This window comes from Bradyrhizobium sp. CW1 (genome assembly GCF_023100665.1).
Taxonomy (GTDB): domain Bacteria; phylum Pseudomonadota; class Alphaproteobacteria; order Rhizobiales; family Xanthobacteraceae; genus Bradyrhizobium; species Bradyrhizobium canariense_D.
Genome location: NZ_CP064684.1, coordinates 5895610 through 5910894, shown reverse-complemented (window position 1 = coordinate 5910894; position 15285 = coordinate 5895610). Strand labels below are relative to the sequence as shown.

19 protein-coding genes are annotated in these 15285 nt (G+C 64.0%); 13 read left to right on the top strand and 6 right to left on the bottom strand.

Going from position 1 to position 15285, the window contains the following annotated elements:
- Positions 1–2: 2 nt before the first annotated feature.
- The 8 genes from IVB54_RS28795 (at position 3) to IVB54_RS28760 (ending at position 8188) form a co-directional block, all read left to right on the top strand.
- Positions 3–878, top strand: a complete 876-nt coding sequence (locus IVB54_RS28795) for a phosphoribulokinase (protein ID WP_018456183.1) — start codon at positions 3–5, stop codon at positions 876–878.
- Between the two features lie 16 nt (positions 879–894).
- Positions 895–2916, top strand: coding sequence for a transketolase (gene tkt / locus IVB54_RS28790; RefSeq protein WP_018456184.1), 2022 nt, complete (start codon positions 895–897; stop codon positions 2914–2916).
- Positions 2917–2930: 14 nt separating this feature from the next.
- Positions 2931–4016, top strand: a complete 1086-nt coding sequence (fba, locus tag IVB54_RS28785; RefSeq protein ID WP_018456185.1) for a class II fructose-bisphosphate aldolase — start codon at positions 2931–2933, stop codon at positions 4014–4016.
- Between the two features lie 31 nt (positions 4017–4047).
- Positions 4048–5508, top strand: coding sequence for a form I ribulose bisphosphate carboxylase large subunit (locus IVB54_RS28780; protein ID WP_085352576.1), 1461 nt, complete (start codon positions 4048–4050; stop codon positions 5506–5508).
- A gap of 11 nt (positions 5509–5519) precedes the next feature.
- The gene (locus IVB54_RS28775) at positions 5520–5927 is read left to right on the top strand and encodes a ribulose bisphosphate carboxylase small subunit (protein WP_018456187.1); all 408 of its coding nucleotides are present in this window, start codon (positions 5520–5522) and stop codon (positions 5925–5927) included.
- 98 nt (positions 5928–6025) lie between these two features.
- The gene (cbbX, locus tag IVB54_RS28770) at positions 6026–6961 is read left to right on the top strand and encodes a CbbX protein (RefSeq protein ID WP_018456188.1); all 936 of its coding nucleotides are present in this window, start codon (positions 6026–6028) and stop codon (positions 6959–6961) included.
- A complete protein-coding gene (rpe, locus tag IVB54_RS28765; protein ID WP_018456189.1) occupies positions 6958–7695 on the top strand; it encodes a ribulose-phosphate 3-epimerase in 738 nt (245 codons plus the stop codon). Before cbbX ends, rpe begins: the two co-directional genes overlap by 4 nt.
- Positions 7696–7975: 280 nt before the next feature.
- Complete coding sequence (locus IVB54_RS28760; protein WP_018456190.1) at positions 7976–8188, top strand: hypothetical protein; 213 nt, start codon at positions 7976–7978, stop codon at positions 8186–8188.
- A gap of 114 nt (positions 8189–8302) precedes the next feature.
- Here the strand turns inward: IVB54_RS28760 and IVB54_RS28755 are convergent, their stop codons facing one another.
- Complete coding sequence (locus tag IVB54_RS28755; protein ID WP_018456191.1) at positions 8303–9139, bottom strand: universal stress protein; 837 nt, start codon at positions 9137–9139, stop codon at positions 8303–8305.
- A 209-nt stretch (positions 9140–9348) separates the two neighbouring features.
- Between IVB54_RS28755 and IVB54_RS28750 the strand changes: the two genes are divergently transcribed.
- Together IVB54_RS28750 and IVB54_RS28745 are read left to right on the top strand one after the other, a co-directional pair.
- A complete protein-coding gene (locus IVB54_RS28750; RefSeq protein ID WP_018456192.1) occupies positions 9349–10887 on the top strand; it encodes a Do family serine endopeptidase in 1539 nt (512 codons plus the stop codon).
- Positions 10888–11154: 267 nt separating this feature from the next.
- Positions 11155–11529 (top strand): hypothetical protein, encoded by a 375-nt coding sequence (locus IVB54_RS28745; RefSeq protein WP_026233103.1) that lies wholly within the window; start codon positions 11155–11157, stop codon positions 11527–11529.
- Positions 11530–11535: 6 nt separating this feature from the next.
- Here IVB54_RS28745 and IVB54_RS28740 read toward each other — a convergent pair whose 3' ends face one another.
- Together IVB54_RS28740 and IVB54_RS28735 are read right to left on the bottom strand one after the other, a co-directional pair.
- Positions 11536–11853 carry a DUF6496 domain-containing protein gene (locus IVB54_RS28740; RefSeq protein WP_018456194.1) on the bottom strand — a complete coding sequence of 106 codons (318 nt, stop codon included), beginning with the start codon at positions 11851–11853 and terminating at the stop codon, positions 11536–11538.
- Positions 11854–11938: 85 nt separating this feature from the next.
- On the bottom strand, positions 11939–12133 hold the full coding sequence (locus tag IVB54_RS28735) for a DUF3072 domain-containing protein (protein WP_018456195.1): 195 nt from the start codon (positions 12131–12133) through the stop codon (positions 11939–11941).
- Between the two features lie 115 nt (positions 12134–12248).
- On the opposite strand from IVB54_RS28735, the gene IVB54_RS28730 reads away from it, so the two are divergent.
- Positions 12249–12470, top strand: coding sequence for a hypothetical protein (locus IVB54_RS28730; RefSeq protein WP_018456196.1), 222 nt, complete (start codon positions 12249–12251; stop codon positions 12468–12470).
- A 15-nt stretch (positions 12471–12485) separates the two neighbouring features.
- Positions 12486–12698 (top strand): hypothetical protein, encoded by a 213-nt coding sequence (locus tag IVB54_RS28725; RefSeq protein ID WP_018456197.1) that lies wholly within the window; start codon positions 12486–12488, stop codon positions 12696–12698.
- 130 nt (positions 12699–12828) lie between these two features.
- Here IVB54_RS28725 and IVB54_RS28720 read toward each other — a convergent pair whose 3' ends face one another.
- Complete coding sequence (locus IVB54_RS28720; protein ID WP_018456198.1) at positions 12829–13077, bottom strand: hypothetical protein; 249 nt, start codon at positions 13075–13077, stop codon at positions 12829–12831.
- 94 nt (positions 13078–13171) lie between these two features.
- Positions 13172–13429 (bottom strand): hypothetical protein, encoded by a 258-nt coding sequence (locus IVB54_RS28715; protein ID WP_018456199.1) that lies wholly within the window; start codon positions 13427–13429, stop codon positions 13172–13174.
- Between the two features lie 138 nt (positions 13430–13567).
- Here IVB54_RS28715 and IVB54_RS28710 point away from each other — a divergent pair, with 138 nt between their 5' ends.
- Positions 13568–13789, top strand: coding sequence for a hypothetical protein (locus tag IVB54_RS28710; protein ID WP_018456200.1), 222 nt, complete (start codon positions 13568–13570; stop codon positions 13787–13789).
- Here IVB54_RS28710 and IVB54_RS28705 read toward each other — a convergent pair.
- Positions 13786–15276 carry an HWE histidine kinase domain-containing protein gene (locus tag IVB54_RS28705; protein ID WP_018456201.1) on the bottom strand — a complete coding sequence of 497 codons (1491 nt, stop codon included), beginning with the start codon at positions 15274–15276 and terminating at the stop codon, positions 13786–13788. The genes IVB54_RS28710 and IVB54_RS28705 overlap by 4 nt on opposite strands.
- Between the last annotated feature and the right edge of the window lie 9 nt (positions 15277–15285).

The window sequence follows — 15285 nt, the reverse complement described above, 5'->3', positions numbered from 1 at the left end:
CGATGTCCAGGAAGCATCCGATCATCTCCATCACCGGCTCTTCCGGCGCCGGCACCACGTCGGTCAAGAAGACCTTTGAGCAGATCTTCTTCCGCGAGAGGGTCAACGCCGCCTACATCGAAGGCGACGCCTTCCATCGCTACGATCGCGCGGAAATGCGCACGCAGATGGCGAAGGAGGCCGATCGCGGCAACAGGCATTTCAGCCATTTCAGCCCCGAGACCAATCTGTTCGAGGAGCTGGAGCGGGCGTTCCGCGACTATGGCGAGACCGGCACGGCGACGACGCGGCACTACGTCCACGACGCCGAGGAATCCGCGCTGCATGGCGCCGCACCCGGCACCTTCACCGAATGGAAACGGCTGCCGGAGAGCTCCGACCTTCTGTTCTACGAGGGCCTGCACGGTGCTGTCGTTACCGACAAGGTCAACGTCGCGCGTTATGCCGACCTCAAGATCGGCGTCGTGCCCGTTATCAATCTCGAATGGATCCAGAAGCTGCACCGCGACCGCAGTGCGCGAGGCTATTCGACCGAGGCCGTTACCGACACCGTTCTGCGGCGGATGCCCGATTACATCCACTACATCTGCCCGCAATTTTCCGAGACCGACATCAACTTCCAGCGTGTGCCGACGGTGGACACCTCCAATCCGTTCATCGCGCGCTGGATCCCGACGCCGGACGAGTCGATGGTCGTGATCCGCTTCAAGAACCCGCGCGGCATCGACTTCCCCTATCTGCTCTCGATGCTGCCGCAAAGCTGGATGTCGCGTGCCAATTCGATCGTGTGTCCCGGCGCGAAACTCGATCTTGCGATGCAGCTGATCCTGACGCCGCTGATCATGCAGCTGATCGAGCGTAAGCGAAACCTGAAGTGAACGAGGGGAGGATCCGATGAACATCTCCGTCCACGCCGACGCTGACCTCACGGCGGTATCGCATGGCGATCTCGCCAACGCCGTCCGCTTCCTCGCGGTCGACGCCATCGAGACTTCGCAGTCCGGCCACCCCGGACTGCCCATGGGCATGGCCGATGTCGCCACCGTGCTGTTCTCGCGCTTCCTGAAGTTCGACTCGGCTCACCCCCATTGGCCGGATCGCGATCGCTTCGTGCTGTCGGCGGGCCATGGCTCGATGCTGCTCTATGCATTGCTCCATCTCACCGGCGGCGACGTCAGCCTCGATGACATCAAGGCGTTCCGGCAATGGGGCTCGAAGACGCCGGGCCATCCGGAATACGGCCATACGCCGGGCGTCGAGACGACGACCGGTCCGCTGGGGCAGGGGATTGCGACCGCGGTCGGCATGGCACTCGCCGAGCGCATGGCCAATGCGCAACATGGCGACGGCCTCGTCGATCATTTCACGTACGTCATCGCCGGCGACGGCTGTCTGATGGAAGGCATCAGCCAGGAAGCGATCTCGCTCGCCGGGCATCTCGGGCTGGGCCGCCTGATCGTGCTGTTCGACGACAACGGCATATCCATTGACGGCCCGACCTCGCTTGCGACCTCCGATGACCAGCTCGCGCGCTTCGCTGCCTCCGGCTGGTCGGTGCGCGGTGTTGACGGGCACGATCCCGAAGCAGTTGCGCAGGCGATTGCCGAGGAGCGTGAGAGCACAAGACCGTCGCTGATCGCCTGCCGCACCATCATCGGCTTCGGCGCGCCGGATCGTCAGGGCACCGAGAAGGCGCATGGCGCGCCGCTCGGCACGGAGCAGACGGCCGCGGCGCGGCGAACGCTCGGCTGGGACTATCAGCCCTTCGTGGTGCCTGTCACGATCCTGAAAGCATGGCGGATGATCGGGCAGCGCGGGCAGGTCGAGCGTCTCGCCTGGCTCGATCGCTATGAATGCGCGACGCCCGAGCAGCGCGACCTGTTTATCGAGGGCAAGGCGGTTGCCCTGCCGAACGCCTATGCCCAGGCCTCGGCGAAATTGCGCGAGCGCTTTGCCACCGAGCGTCCGAAGCTCGCGACGCGGCAGGCGTCGCAACAGGTGCTCGACGGCATCGCCGAGACGATTCCCGGATTTGTCGGCGGCTCGGCGGATCTCACGCATTCGAACCTGACGCATGCCAAGGCGCAGACCCCGGTCAAGCGCGACGCGTTCGCCGGCGATTACATCCATTACGGCATCCGCGAGCATGGCATGGCGGCCGCGATGAACGGCCTCGCGCTGTACGGGGGCTTCATTCCCTATGGCGGCACCTTCCTCGCGTTCTCCGATTACAGCCGGCCGGCGATCCGCCTTGCGGCCTTGATGCGGATCCGCGTCATTCATGTGATGACCCATGACTCCATTGGCCTCGGTGAGGACGGCCCCACGCACCAACCGGTCGAGCATCTCGCAGCGCTCCGCGTCATTCCGAACCTGCTTGTTTTCCGGCCGGCCGACGCGGTTGAGACGCTGGAAGCATGGGACTGCGCGCTCCAAGCTGAAAATCGTCCCTCCGTGCTGTGCCTGTCCCGTCAGGCGCTGCCGACCTTCCGCAGCGATGTCCGCGGGAGGAACCGCGTCGCACGCGGCGCCTATCTGATCGTTTCGCCGGACGGTGGCCGCGACGTGACGCTCATCGCAACGGGTTCGGAAGTGTCTATTGCGCTGGAGGCGGCCCGCTTGCTCGCTACCGAGCACGTCCGTGCGGCCGTGGTCTCCGCGCCCTGCTTCGCGTTGTTCGAGGAGCAGCCGGAGGATTACCGCGCCGCTGTGCTCGGCACCGCGCCGCGGGTTGGCATCGAGGCGGCAGTCGTCGGCGATTGGCACCGCTGGATCGGCACCGAGGGCGAATTCGTCGGCATGCGCGGCTTCGGCGCTTCGGCGCCGGCCCCGGTGCTCTACCGCGAATTCGGCATCACGCCGCAAGGCGTTGCGGAAGCCGCCCGGCGGGCGATGGCCCGCGCCGGCAAGCAATAACAGGAGGATTTGTCGTGGCCCGTATCACTCTTCGTCAGCTGCTCGACCACGCCGCCAGTCACGGCTACGCGGTGCCGGCGTTCAACATCAACAACATGGAGCAGGGCATCGCGATCATGCAGGCGGCGGCCGAGGTCGACGCGCCCGTCATCATCCAGGCTTCGCGCGGCGCGCGCAGCTATGCCGGCGACCTCATGCTCTCGCACATGATCGATGCGCTGGAGCGGACCTATCCAGACATCCCGCTCTGCCTGCACCAGGACCATGGCAATGACGAGGCGACCTGCGCGTCCGCGATCGCCCATGGCTTCACCTCGGTGATGATGGACGGCTCGCTCAAGGCCGACGCCAAGACCGCGGCCGACTACGACTACAACGTTGCGATCACCCGCCGCGTCGTCGATCTCGCGCATTGGGTCGGTGCCTCCGTCGAAGGCGAGCTCGGCGTGCTCGGCTCGCTCGAGCATGGGGGCGGCGAGCAGGAGGACGGTCACGGCGTCGAAGGCACGGTCAGCCATGATCAGTTGCTCACGGATCCCGACCAGGCGGTCGACTTCGTCCGCGCCACCAAAGTCGATGCGCTCGCGATCGCGATGGGCACCTCGCACGGCGCCTACAAGTTCAGCCGCAAGCCGGACGGCGACATTCTGGCGATGCGGGTGGTCGAGGAGATTCATCGCCGGCTGCCGAACACGCATCTCGTGATGCACGGCTCTTCCTCTGTGCCGCAGCCCCTCCAGGACATGTTCAACCAGTTTGGCGGCGAGATGCCGCAGACCTGGGGCGTGCCGGTCGAGGAGATCGTCCGCGGCATCACGAGCGGCGTGCGCAAGGTCAATATCGACACCGACTGCCGGCTGGCAATGACCGCGGTGTTCCGGAAAGTGGCCGCGCAAACGCGCTCCGAGTTCGATCCGCGCAAATTTCTCAAGCCCGCCATGGATGCGATGCGCGAGCTCTGCCGCGAGCGCTTCGAGCAGTTCGGCACCGCAGGCCACGCCAGCGGTATCAAGGTCGTTCCCTTGAGCGAGATGGCGCGGCGCTACCGCGCCGGCGATCTCGATCCGCGCGTCGACGCCCGCGAGCCCGTCGCGGCCTAATCATTCAGAGAGAGAAGAGCAGGAGAGAGCCATGAATGCACATGCAGGAACCGTCCGCGGCAAGGAAAGATATCGATCGGGCGTGATGGAATACAAGCGCATGGGCTATTGGGAGCCCGACTACGTGCCCAAGGACACCGACGTCATCGCGCTGTTCCGCGTCACGCCGCAAGAGGGCGTCGATCCGATCGAGGCGTCAGCCGCAGTCGCCGGCGAATCCTCGACCGCGACCTGGACGGTGGTGTGGACCGATCGGTTGACCGCCGCCGAGAAGTATCGCGCGAAATGCTACCGCGTCGATCCGGTGCCGGGCACGCCGGGCTCGTACTTCGCCTACATCGCCTATGACCTCGACCTGTTCGAGCCGGGCTCGATCGCCAACCTCTCGGCCTCGATCATCGGCAACGTATTTGGCTTCAAGCCACTGAAGGCGCTGCGGCTGGAGGACATGCGTTTCCCGGTCGCGTATGTGAAGACGTTCCAGGGACCGGCCACCGGCATCGTGGTCGAGCGCGAGCGGCTCGACAAGTTCGGCAGGCCGCTGCTCGGCGCGACCGTCAAGCCTAAGCTCGGCCTCTCGGGCCGCAATTACGGTCGCGTGGTCTACGAGGCGCTGAAGGGCGGGCTCGACTTCACCAAGGATGACGAGAACATCAACTCGCAGCCGTTCATGCACTGGCGCGACCGCTTCCTTTATTGCATGGAGGCGGTGAACCGGGCGCAGGCGGCCTCCGGTGAGGCCAAGGGGACCTACCTGAATATCACCGCGGGAACCATGGAGGATATGTACGAGCGCGCCGAGTTCGCGAAGGAGCTCGGGTCCTGCATCGTCATGATCGATCTCGTGATCGGCTACACCGCAATCCAGTCGATGGCGAAATGGGCGCGCCGCAACGACATGATCCTGCATCTGCATCGCGCCGGTCACTCGACCTACACGCGGCAGAAAAGCCATGGGGTGTCGTTCCGCGTCATCGCCAAGTGGATGCGGCTCGCCGGCGTCGATCACATCCATGCCGGCACCGTGGTCGGCAAGCTCGAAGGCGATCCCAACACCACGCGCGGCTATTACGATGTCTGTCGCGAAGACTTCAACCCGGCCAAGCTCGAACACGGCCTGTTCTTCGACCAGTCATGGGCGAGCCTGAACAAGATGATGCCGGTCGCCTCCGGCGGCATCCATGCCGGCCAGATGCACCAGCTGCTCGACCTGCTCGGCGAGGACGTCGTGCTCCAGTTCGGCGGCGGCACCATCGGCCATCCCATGGGCATCGCGGCCGGCGCGATCGCCAACCGTGTGGCGCTGGAAGCGATGATCCTCGCCCGCAACGAGGGCCGCGACTACGTCCACGAAGGACCGGAGATCCTGGCCAGGGCGGCCGAGACCTGTACGCCGCTGAAAGCTGCACTTGAGGTTTGGAAGGACGTCTCCTTCAATTATGAATCCACCGACACGCCGGACTTCGTGCCGACCGCGCTCGAAACCGTTTGAGGAGATTTGACATGAAGCTGACCCAAGGCTGCTTCTCATTCCTGCCCGATCTGACCGACGACCAGATCACCAAGCAGGTGCAGTATTGCCTGACCAACGGCTGGGCGGTGAACATCGAGTTCACCGACGATCCGCATCCCCGCAACACCTATTGGGAGATGTGGGGCCTGCCGATGTTCGATCTCCAGGACGCCGCCGGCGTGATGATGGAGCTCGCCGAATGCCGCAGAGTGTATGGCGACCGATACATCCGCCTCAGCGGCTTCGACTCCAGCCATGGCTGGGAATCGGTGCGGATCTCGTTCATCGTCAACCGCCCGCCGCAGGAAGCCGAGTTCGAGCTGGTGCGGCAGGAGGTGAGCGGACGCGCGATCCGCTACACCACCGTGCGCCGGCAGCTCGCGCACGCACCAACCTAAGTCATTCTCCTCCGCGCGGAGCACTCCCTGCTCCGTTTCCTTGGCGGACCACTGCTTCGCCGCTCCCCCGCGGCGAAGCCCTTTTCTTCGAGGTGCCGATGCTGGATGTTCCCCACGCCATGACCACTGAGCCCGGCGAGACCAGTTTCGATCTCCGCAAGGAGGCCGAAGAGGCTGGAATCACGGGCACGCTGCAGCAGCTCGAGCAGGAGCTGATCGGATTGAAGCCGGTGAAGAGCCGCGTGCGCCAGATCGCGTCGCTCTTGCTGATCGAACGTATCCGGCAGCGTGCGGGATTGGCTTCGTCGCCACCGACGCTGCATATGTCGTTTACCGGCAATCCCGGCACCGGCAAGACGACGGTCGCGCTGCGCATGGCAAAGATCCTGCACGGCCTCGGTTTCGTGCGGCGCGGGCAGGTGATCTCGGTGACGCGCGACGATTTGGTCGGCCAGTATATCGGCCACACCGCGCCGAAGACCAAGGAGATCCTGAAGAAGGCGATGGGCGGCGTGCTGTTCATCGACGAGGCCTATTATCTGCACCGTCCCGACAACGAGCGCGACTACGGCCAGGAGGCGATCGAGATCCTGCTCCAGGTGATGGAAAACCAGCGCGAGGACCTCGTCGTGATCCTTGCCGGCTATGGCGAGCGGATGACGAGCTTCTTTGCCTCTAATCCCGGCTTCCGTTCGCGGATCGCGCATCACATCGACTTTCCGGACTATGCGGAAGCCGAGCTGCTCGTCATCGCCGAGCTGATGCTGAAGGAACGGGGTTATCGCCTCTCGGCGGCGGCGCGCGAGGCGTTCGAGAAATACATCGCGCTACGTCGGACCCAGCCGTTCTTCTCCAATGCGCGCTCGATCCGCAACGCCGTCGACCGCATCCGCCTGCGGCAGGCCGATCGGCTGGTGTCCGATCTCGACCGCATGCTCGATATCGCCGACCTCGAAACGATCGATCCCATGGACGTCCTGGCGAGCCGCGTCTTCAGCGGCGGTGCGGACGCGCAGGGGAGTGCGAAGCCATGACGAGAGAAATCCTCATCGCGCCGTCAATCCTGGCTGCGAATTTCGCCCGCCTCGGCGAGGAGATCGTGGCGATCGATGCGGCGGGTGCCGACTGGATTCACTGCGACGTCATGGACGGGCATTTCGTCCCGAACATCAGTTATGGCGCGGACGTCATCAGGGCGATCCGGCCGCTGACGAAGAAAATGTTCGACGTGCATCTCATGATCGCGCCCGCCGATCCCTATCTCGAAGCGTTCGCGAAGGCCGGCGCGGATGTCATCACGGTGCATGCCGAAGCCGGTCCGCACCTCGATCGCTCGCTCCAGGCCATCCGCGCGCTCGGCAAGAAAGCCGGCGTCAGCCTGTGTCCCGCGACTCCCGAAAGCACGATCGAATATGTGCTCGATCGCCTCGACCTCGTCCTGGTGATGACGGTCAATCCGGGCTTTGGCGGCCAGTCCTTCCTCGAATCCCAACTCGAGAAGATCGGGCGTATTCGAAGCATGATAGGCGACCGGCCGATCCGACTCGAGGTTGACGGTGGCATCACGCGCGACAATGCCGCCGCCGTGGCCGCTGCGGGCGCCGATACGCTTGTAGCGGGCTCCGCCGTGTTTCGCGGCAAGAGCAGCGCGGACTATGCCGGCAACATCGCGGCCATCCGCGCCGCTGCGGAAGCCGGCAGGGTTCCGATGCTGCAACATAGTTCGGCGCAGACAATGCGTGCCGGTGAGCCCGCGCTCATCCGGTAGACTGCCGGATACAGGCGGGCGAGCCGGCACCGTAATGGGGTGTGCCAGGGCGTGCCCCTTTGCACTGCAGATATACGAGGATGACCCACAACCCTAGCCTTGGCCTGCGGTAAGGTCCGAAGCGGTTGAGTCCGCGCTGATTGGAACTTTCGCCTCGATACGCGTTTGCCTAGAAACAAGCGAGTCAAGCGCGCGGCGGGCGCAGCAAATCTTTTGCACAACCGCCATCGCCCTGACGCAAATAAGGGCAATAAGCTCTGTGAATGCGAGGGAGGGTCTCATGGACAACGTACGTCGCTACCGCGCGCTAGCGTCCCTCTGTCGTCAGCAGGCCGCCTACCGGCCGCTCCAGAGCTGGGAACTGCTCGGCCAGGCCGAACATTTCGAACATCTCGCCGAAGTCGAACTCAAGGCGCATTTCGACGCGTGCAATGCGCAACAAGACGAGGACGGCGTCGAGGCCACGGCGTGGGAGAGACCCGCCGCGGCGTGACGGTCCAACTTGTTCGAATATGACCTGAACTTGCCGACGCCGGCACCGCTCAAGACGCGGTTGTCAGCCCGAACGACAAGGCTTGTGACCGGCCCGACCTGGATAAGCCCTCGATTAATGCGACATCAGCGTCGGGACGGTCATGGCTTCCAGCATGGCGCGGGTGACGCCGCCGAGGAACCGCTCCTGCAAACGCGAATGGCCGTAGCCGCCCATGATCAGAACATCCAGGTTCTCATCGGCTGCCAGCGACAGCATGGTCGGCTGAATGTCAGAGCGCGGGGCCGACAGGTTGACCGTGCGGGTCGACAGTCCGCGCCGGCCGAGATGCCTTGCCAGATTGCGCGTCGAGACTTCCTCGGGAACCATATCTGTTTCGTTGATCGCAATGATCACGATCTCCTCGGCGCGGGCCAGGAATGGTGCGGCGTCGCGCATAGCGCGCGCGGCGAGGCGGCTGCCATCCCAGCAGATGCCGATCCGTTTCGCCTTGAACGCTCCATGGAAGGTGTAGGGCAGGAAAAGCACCGGGCCACCCGCCTGGAACAGGATCTCGCCGGGCACATCGTTGTCGAGTGAGCCTTGCGCCGGATCCGGCTGGAGCACGATGCTGAGATCGTGCAGCCGCGCCATCTCGCCGAGCAAGCCGACCGCATCCCCCGGCATCGCCCCGAGTGGGTGGCATGTGTAGGAAATGCCGGCGTTCATCGCTTTGCTCTTGAATACCGCGAGCGCCGCCTCGGCCCGCTCCACTGCACTCTCGCGCTCCATCTCGAACACCGCCGCCACCGCAGCGCCGCCCTCCATGATATAGGCCGCACTGGTTGCCACATAGCCAACCGCGACTGCATCGAGATGGGCGTTGAGGCCCGCTGCGAGCGAGATCGAGCCGTCGATCACCGGGCGGATCGGCCGCTCGGTGGGGATGTGGACGAGAATGTCTTTGTACATGACGTGCCTCCGATGGACATCATCCGGTGGCCGCAGTCTTCCACGGTGCGCATGGCCCGCGTTGAGCTGCATCAAACGTGCAGCCTTGACCTTTGGCCGTATCGCCGGCCCGGCTACTTTGCCAAGATTTAATCGCGTGGACGGGACGCTGTAAGGTGGCGACCACCATGTTGGGTGCAAGGCGACTTACCCAACATGGACATATCGACATGAGCGATCACGTCAATTCCGACACCACAACGTCCCGCAAGGTCCTGAGGCCGCGCCGGCTCGCGCTGCTCGGCACCGTGGCCGCGCTTGGCGTGGCCGTGCTGGCGACTGCTCCCGGCTCTTCGCCGTTCAGCGCGACCTCCTTCATTGCGCCCGCCCAGGCCGCGGAGACCGCCGCGACACCGCCGGGCTTCGGCGACCTCGTCAGCAAGGTCAAACCCGCCGTCATTTCGGTGCGGGTCAGGATCGACCAGGACAATGATAAGAGCGCGATGCTGCAACAGAACCGGATGGATTCGGACGAGGCGACGCCGTTCGACCAGTTCTCGCGGCAATTCGGCTTCCGCGGCCCGGGTGGCATGGAGGGCATGCCGCGCCAGCGCCGCCAGATGATCACGGGTGAGGGCTCCGGCTTCTTCATCTCCGCCGACGGCTATGCCGTGACCAACAACCACGTCGTCGATCACGCCGAATCGGTGCAAGTGACGATGGACGACGGCACCATCTACAGCGCGAAAGTGGTCGGCACCGATCCGAAGACGGATCTCGCGCTGATCAAGGTCGAGGGCAAGAAGGATTTTCCGTTCGTCAAATTCTCCGACCAGAAGCCGCGTATCGGCGACTGGGTGGTCGCGGTCGGCAATCCCTTCGGCCTCGGCGGCACCGTGACCGCCGGCATCGTCTCGGCCAGCGGCCGCGACATCGGTAATGGTCCCTATGACGACTTCATCCAGATCGACGCGCCGATCAACAAGGGCAATTCCGGCGGGCCGGCCTTCGACATGAACGGCAACGTGATCGGCGTGAACACCGCGATCTTCTCGCCCTCCGGCGGCTCGGTCGGCATCGGCTTCGACATTCCGGCTTCGACCGCAAAGCTCGTCGTCGCACAGTTGAAGGACAAGGGCGCGGTCACACGCGGCTGGCTCGGCGTGCAGGTGCAGCCGGTGACGTCGGATATCGCCGACAGTCTCGGCCTCAAGGAGGCGCGCGGTGCGATCGTTGACAATCCGCAGGACGGCAGCCCGGCGGCGAAGGCGGGCATCGAGGCGGGCGACGTCATCACCGCCGTCAATGGCACCGCGATCAAGGATTCCCGCGATCTCGCCCGCACCATCGCCACCCTGGCGCCGGGCACGTCCGTGAAGCTCGATGTCGTCCACAAAGGCGACAGCAAGACGGTGACACTGGCGCTTGGCGAGTTGCCGAACGAGCGGCAGGCTAGAGCCGACGAGGGCAAGTCTCAGCCAGATGCCGGCATGCCGCCGCGTCTCGGGCTCAGCCTGGCTCCGGCCGGCGACGTGCAGGGCGCCGGCCAGAAGGGCGTCGTCGTCACTGAAGTCGATCCGCAAGGCCCGGCCGCGCAACGCGGCATCCAGACCGGCGACGTCATCCTCAACGTGGGCGGCAAGGCCGTCGCCAATATCGGCGATGTCCGTTCGGAGCTGGCGCAAGCGAAATCGTCCGGCAAGCGCAGCGTGCTGCTGCAGGTCAGAAGCGCGCAGACGACCCGGTTCGTGGCGGTGCCGCTCGCATAAGGCGAACGTCGATCGGCGCAACTCCAAAAAGGCGGCCTTCGGGCCGCCTTTCCCGTTCGCCTTCAGGATTTCCGCACATCGCCGATAACATTCTCGTTAACGGCAGGGAGGATGACCCGGTTTCGTCCGAAAAAGCCGTGTTCGCTCATCACAATTGCGGATCTCGTACGGACTCGGCGGCAATGAAGCCGCCGACGATTGCAAGCGTGGAACTTCGAACTTGCCGCCGCTGAGCCGGCCGGCAATTCGTATTTGATCGGTGCCGACATGGATCGATTGAAGCTCTCGCTGAGAAGTGCGCTGCTTGTGGCGCCGTTGGTAGCGCCACTCGTGCTATGGGGTGGAAACGCTCTCGGGCGCGACGACGGCCGCTACGCGGACTCACCTCTCAAGCCGTGGTTCGACGGCCTGCGCAGCCATCTCGGTCCGTGCTGCTCGGATGCGGATGGGTTTGCGGTCGCCGATCCCGATTGGGACTCGCACAATGGACATTACCGCGTGCGGCTCGACGGCGAGTGGGTCGAGGTACCGGACGAAGCCGTGATCACCGAGCCGAACCGGGCCGGCCGCACCATGGTGTGGCCGGTGAAGACCGCGTTCGGCGTTTCGATCCGCTGCTTCATGCCGGGCAGCATGATCTGACTGAGGTCAGCGCGACCGTTTGGAGGATTTGCGCTTCGACGTCTTCTTCGAACTCTTTCTCGAAGTCTTCTTGGATGTTTTCCGAGATGTCTTCTTTGACGTCTTCTTGGACGTCTTTCGTTTCGCGGCCTTCTTCGGGACCTTCTTGCCCTTCTTGCGCGCTTTCGACAGGCCGATCGCGATTGCCTGCTTGCGGCTCTTCACGCGTCCGCCTCGACCGCCCGGTCCGCTTTTCGCGGTCCCCTTCTTGTAGCGCTTCATCTCGCCTTCGACATCGCTGCCGGAGCTGCGCGAGTAGCGGCGCTTCTTTGCCTTGCGTGCCATGCATGTTCTCCCTTGGCCTGGGAAAACAATCCGGGACAGGCATGGTTCCGAAAGCGCAAGCAACGTTCCGGATGGGCGACCTAGCCTAGAACGAATCCGCCAGCTCGATCTCCGCTTCCAGCACCTGAATGCGCCGTGCTGCCTCGCTGGAGGACAGATCCCGCGCGTATTGCGCGGGCTGATACGCCTCTTCGCTCAGCCGTTTCAGCCGGAGGCCCTGCGCCCGCGTCATCTGCTCGGTGAGGAAAGACTTGGCATCGTATTTACCTTGAACCTGCATGTCGCTTCTCCCTTCTGAAATCGTGACTTGACTATATGTTCTTATTTTGTTCTAACAAGTCATGGACAACAAAATTAATGAAATTCGACGTAAAATCAGCGCCTTGAGGCTGGAAATGGCCGATGTCGAGGCGGCCGTACGCGAGCTTGTCGAGCGCGATCGGGACTGCACGGAGAAGGCCCTGGCGCAGATGGATCTGCGCCGGAAAATCAATCTGCTGATCGGCGAATGGAAGGCTGCAGGTGGCGGCGATGTCCTGCCGAATGTCCGCGATAGGATGCGCCTTCGTTCCGCGAAGACATCAGGTAGTCCTCTGCGCGTGATCGCGCGCCGCTGAGAGCCTTGGGAGCGCATGGTGGAGGAAGATCCGGATGCATACCGGATTCTAAAGCTGCGCGCCGAGATTCTCGAACTGGGCTCTGCCATCCGGCAGCTGCAACGCGAGGGGCTCGACGACGCCGCGGCCCAGCTCTTGATCGCGCGCAAGCGCGCACGACTCGACCATCTGGTGAAGTCAGATCCTGCAGGCGTTCATCCTGACATCCTGGGCAGCCATCGTAGCTGAAGCCTACGCGCAACGCGAGGTGCGGGGCTCGTCGATACCGCATGTTGACGAAGCGGCCCGAGAGAAGTCTGTTCGAATACCAAAGCAAGAGGCCCCGCGATCGCGGGGCCTTCGTGTTTTCGACGAACGCCTACTTGGTGTTGCTCATGCCGGCTTTGTTGTTCGTCATGGTGCCGCCCTGGTCGGAGCCGGGGCCGGAGCCGCCCTGACCGGAGGGATCAGCACCCTTGGAGGACTTGGTGTTGGCGCCCGTGGTGGTCTGCGACGATGACATCGATGATCCGTGTTTTGCCTTGTGCGACTTGGCCTGCACGGCGAACGGTGCAGCGGCGAGGCCGGTTGCCAACATCACGGCAAGAGCGAGCTTGGTGGTCTTCATCTGCGGGAACTCCCTGAGTTGAATTGACGCAGGCAGCCAACTGCCATTCGTCGCAGGAGTTCCGAACAAAGAATTCCGGTAAAGCACGCATAGTTCAAGATTGCTTGTCCTCGGCCAGGATGAAAACGACGCCGGTCAGTGTCGCGCCGATCGCGAACGTCGTCACCAAGGTGAGGGCGAAAACGACAACGGCCTGCCTTCCGCCGTGACTCAGCAAATTGGCGACGCCGGGATTGGACAGCACGAGCAAGAGGCTGAAAGCGAGTCCCAAGGCTGCGCCCATCATCGCGTGCGTCATCAGCTTGACGAGCCCGCTGGGAGAGATCAGGTCAGACGACTTCTTCGCGCGCATGGAACTCTATCCCAATCTCGCATGCAACGCCTGCGACACGCGCCGGTTCCACCCGCATGAAGGAATTGTCATCGTCCGCTTCATCCGACGTTCATGCCGGGTGGGCGAGAATGACCGCGCAACACGGGAACATTCGATATGGGTAAGGTGGTCTTTCTCTATCGCTCTCTGGCTTATCGTAATGCCGCTGCGGACATCCTCCGCAAAGCGCGCAAGCTGCCCCGCGGCGCGGAGCGAAGCGCGGCGTGCCGCTATGCCAAGGCTCTGCGCGATCTCGCCCAAACAGAAGCCTGGCTCGAAGGACGGGTCGCGCGCGAGCCGCAAACGACGCAGCGCAGGAAGAGTGCGGCCTCCGGTTAGCCGGAAGCGCGCTGCAATTCGGCGGAGCTGGCGGCTTCGAAGTTGCCGGGCGCGGTCGTCGCGGCAGTCTTGCGGACCAACGGCACCTCGAGCCGGCACAGCAGACCCTCGGCGCGCCAATCGAATCGCGCCTGCCCGCCGAGCTGGGACTCGACGCTCGCAAGCAGGCTCCGCGTACCAAAGCCGCGGGATTTCGGCGTCATGACGAGCGGGCCGCCGGATTCCTCCCAGGTCAGCGTGAGCAGCTCGTCCTCGACCTGCCAGCCGATTGCGAGCCGTCCCTTCCGCGTCGAGAGCGCGCCATATTTCGCCGAGTTGGTGAAAAGCTCATGCAGCGCCAGCGCCAGCGTCTGGGCGGTTGCCGGCAGCAACTGAACTTCCGACCCCGCCAATTTGATCTGGCCGCCGAGGGAATAGGGCGCAAGCTCCTCGTCGATCAGCTTCGAGAGTTCGGCGCCCTGCCAGCTCGATAGCGACAGGATCGTGTGCACGCGCGCCAGTGCATTGATGCGTCCCTCGACGGCGCTGACATAGGCTTTGACCTCGTCGGCGCGGGTGAGGCGCACGATCGATTGCGCCAGCGCCAGCGCATTCTTGGCGCGATGATCGACTTCCCGCGCCAGGAGAGTCTGCCGTTCCTCGGCGCGCTTGCGTTCGGTGATGTCCACCGTCACGCCGCTGACGCGCATGACCCGACCGCTATCGTCAACCGTGGCGGCGGCCGTGCCGACACACCAGCGCACATCGCCGTCGGGCCGCACGATGCGGAACTCCGTTTCATAGGAGCGCGTGCCCTTGTTGAATTCGGCGATCGCCTTGCGCAACTGATCGACGTCATCCGGATGCAACAGCGCCTGAACGTTGGCCGGATTCACCTCGAAGCTCTCCGGGCCAACACCAAAGATGCGGTATTGTCCCTCGTCCCACATCCAGTCGCCGGTGATCCAGTCCCAGTCCCAGGAGCCCATCTTGCCGGCGGCGATCGCCATGCTGCGCCGCTCTTCGCTCTCGCGCAGCTTTGCTGTGGAATTCTCAAGCTCGGCGGTGCGTGCACGCACGCGGTCCTCGAGGTCCTGATTCAGCCGTTCGAGCTCGCGCGTCTTGCGATAGAGCTCTGCAAACACCTTGACCTTGGCGCGCAGCACCTCCGGCACGACCGGCACCGGGACGTAGTCGACGGCGCCCATCTCGTAGCCGCGCAGGCGGTCGATGTCGCTGACTTGAATGGCCGAGATGAAGATCATCGCGGTCTTCTGGAAGCGCGGGTGCTCGCGGATCATCGCGGCGAGCTCGAAGCCGTCGAGCTCGGGCATGCAGACGTCGACCAGGATCACCGCGATCTCGGTCTTGAGCAGCACCTCCAGAGCCTCGCGACCGGACGAGGCGATCACGAGGTTCTGGCCGAGATCCTTCAGGATCACCTCATAGGCGAGCAGCTTGGCCGGCTGGTCGTCGACGAGGAGGATGTTGACCTTTTCGTGGTCCATACGGGCATC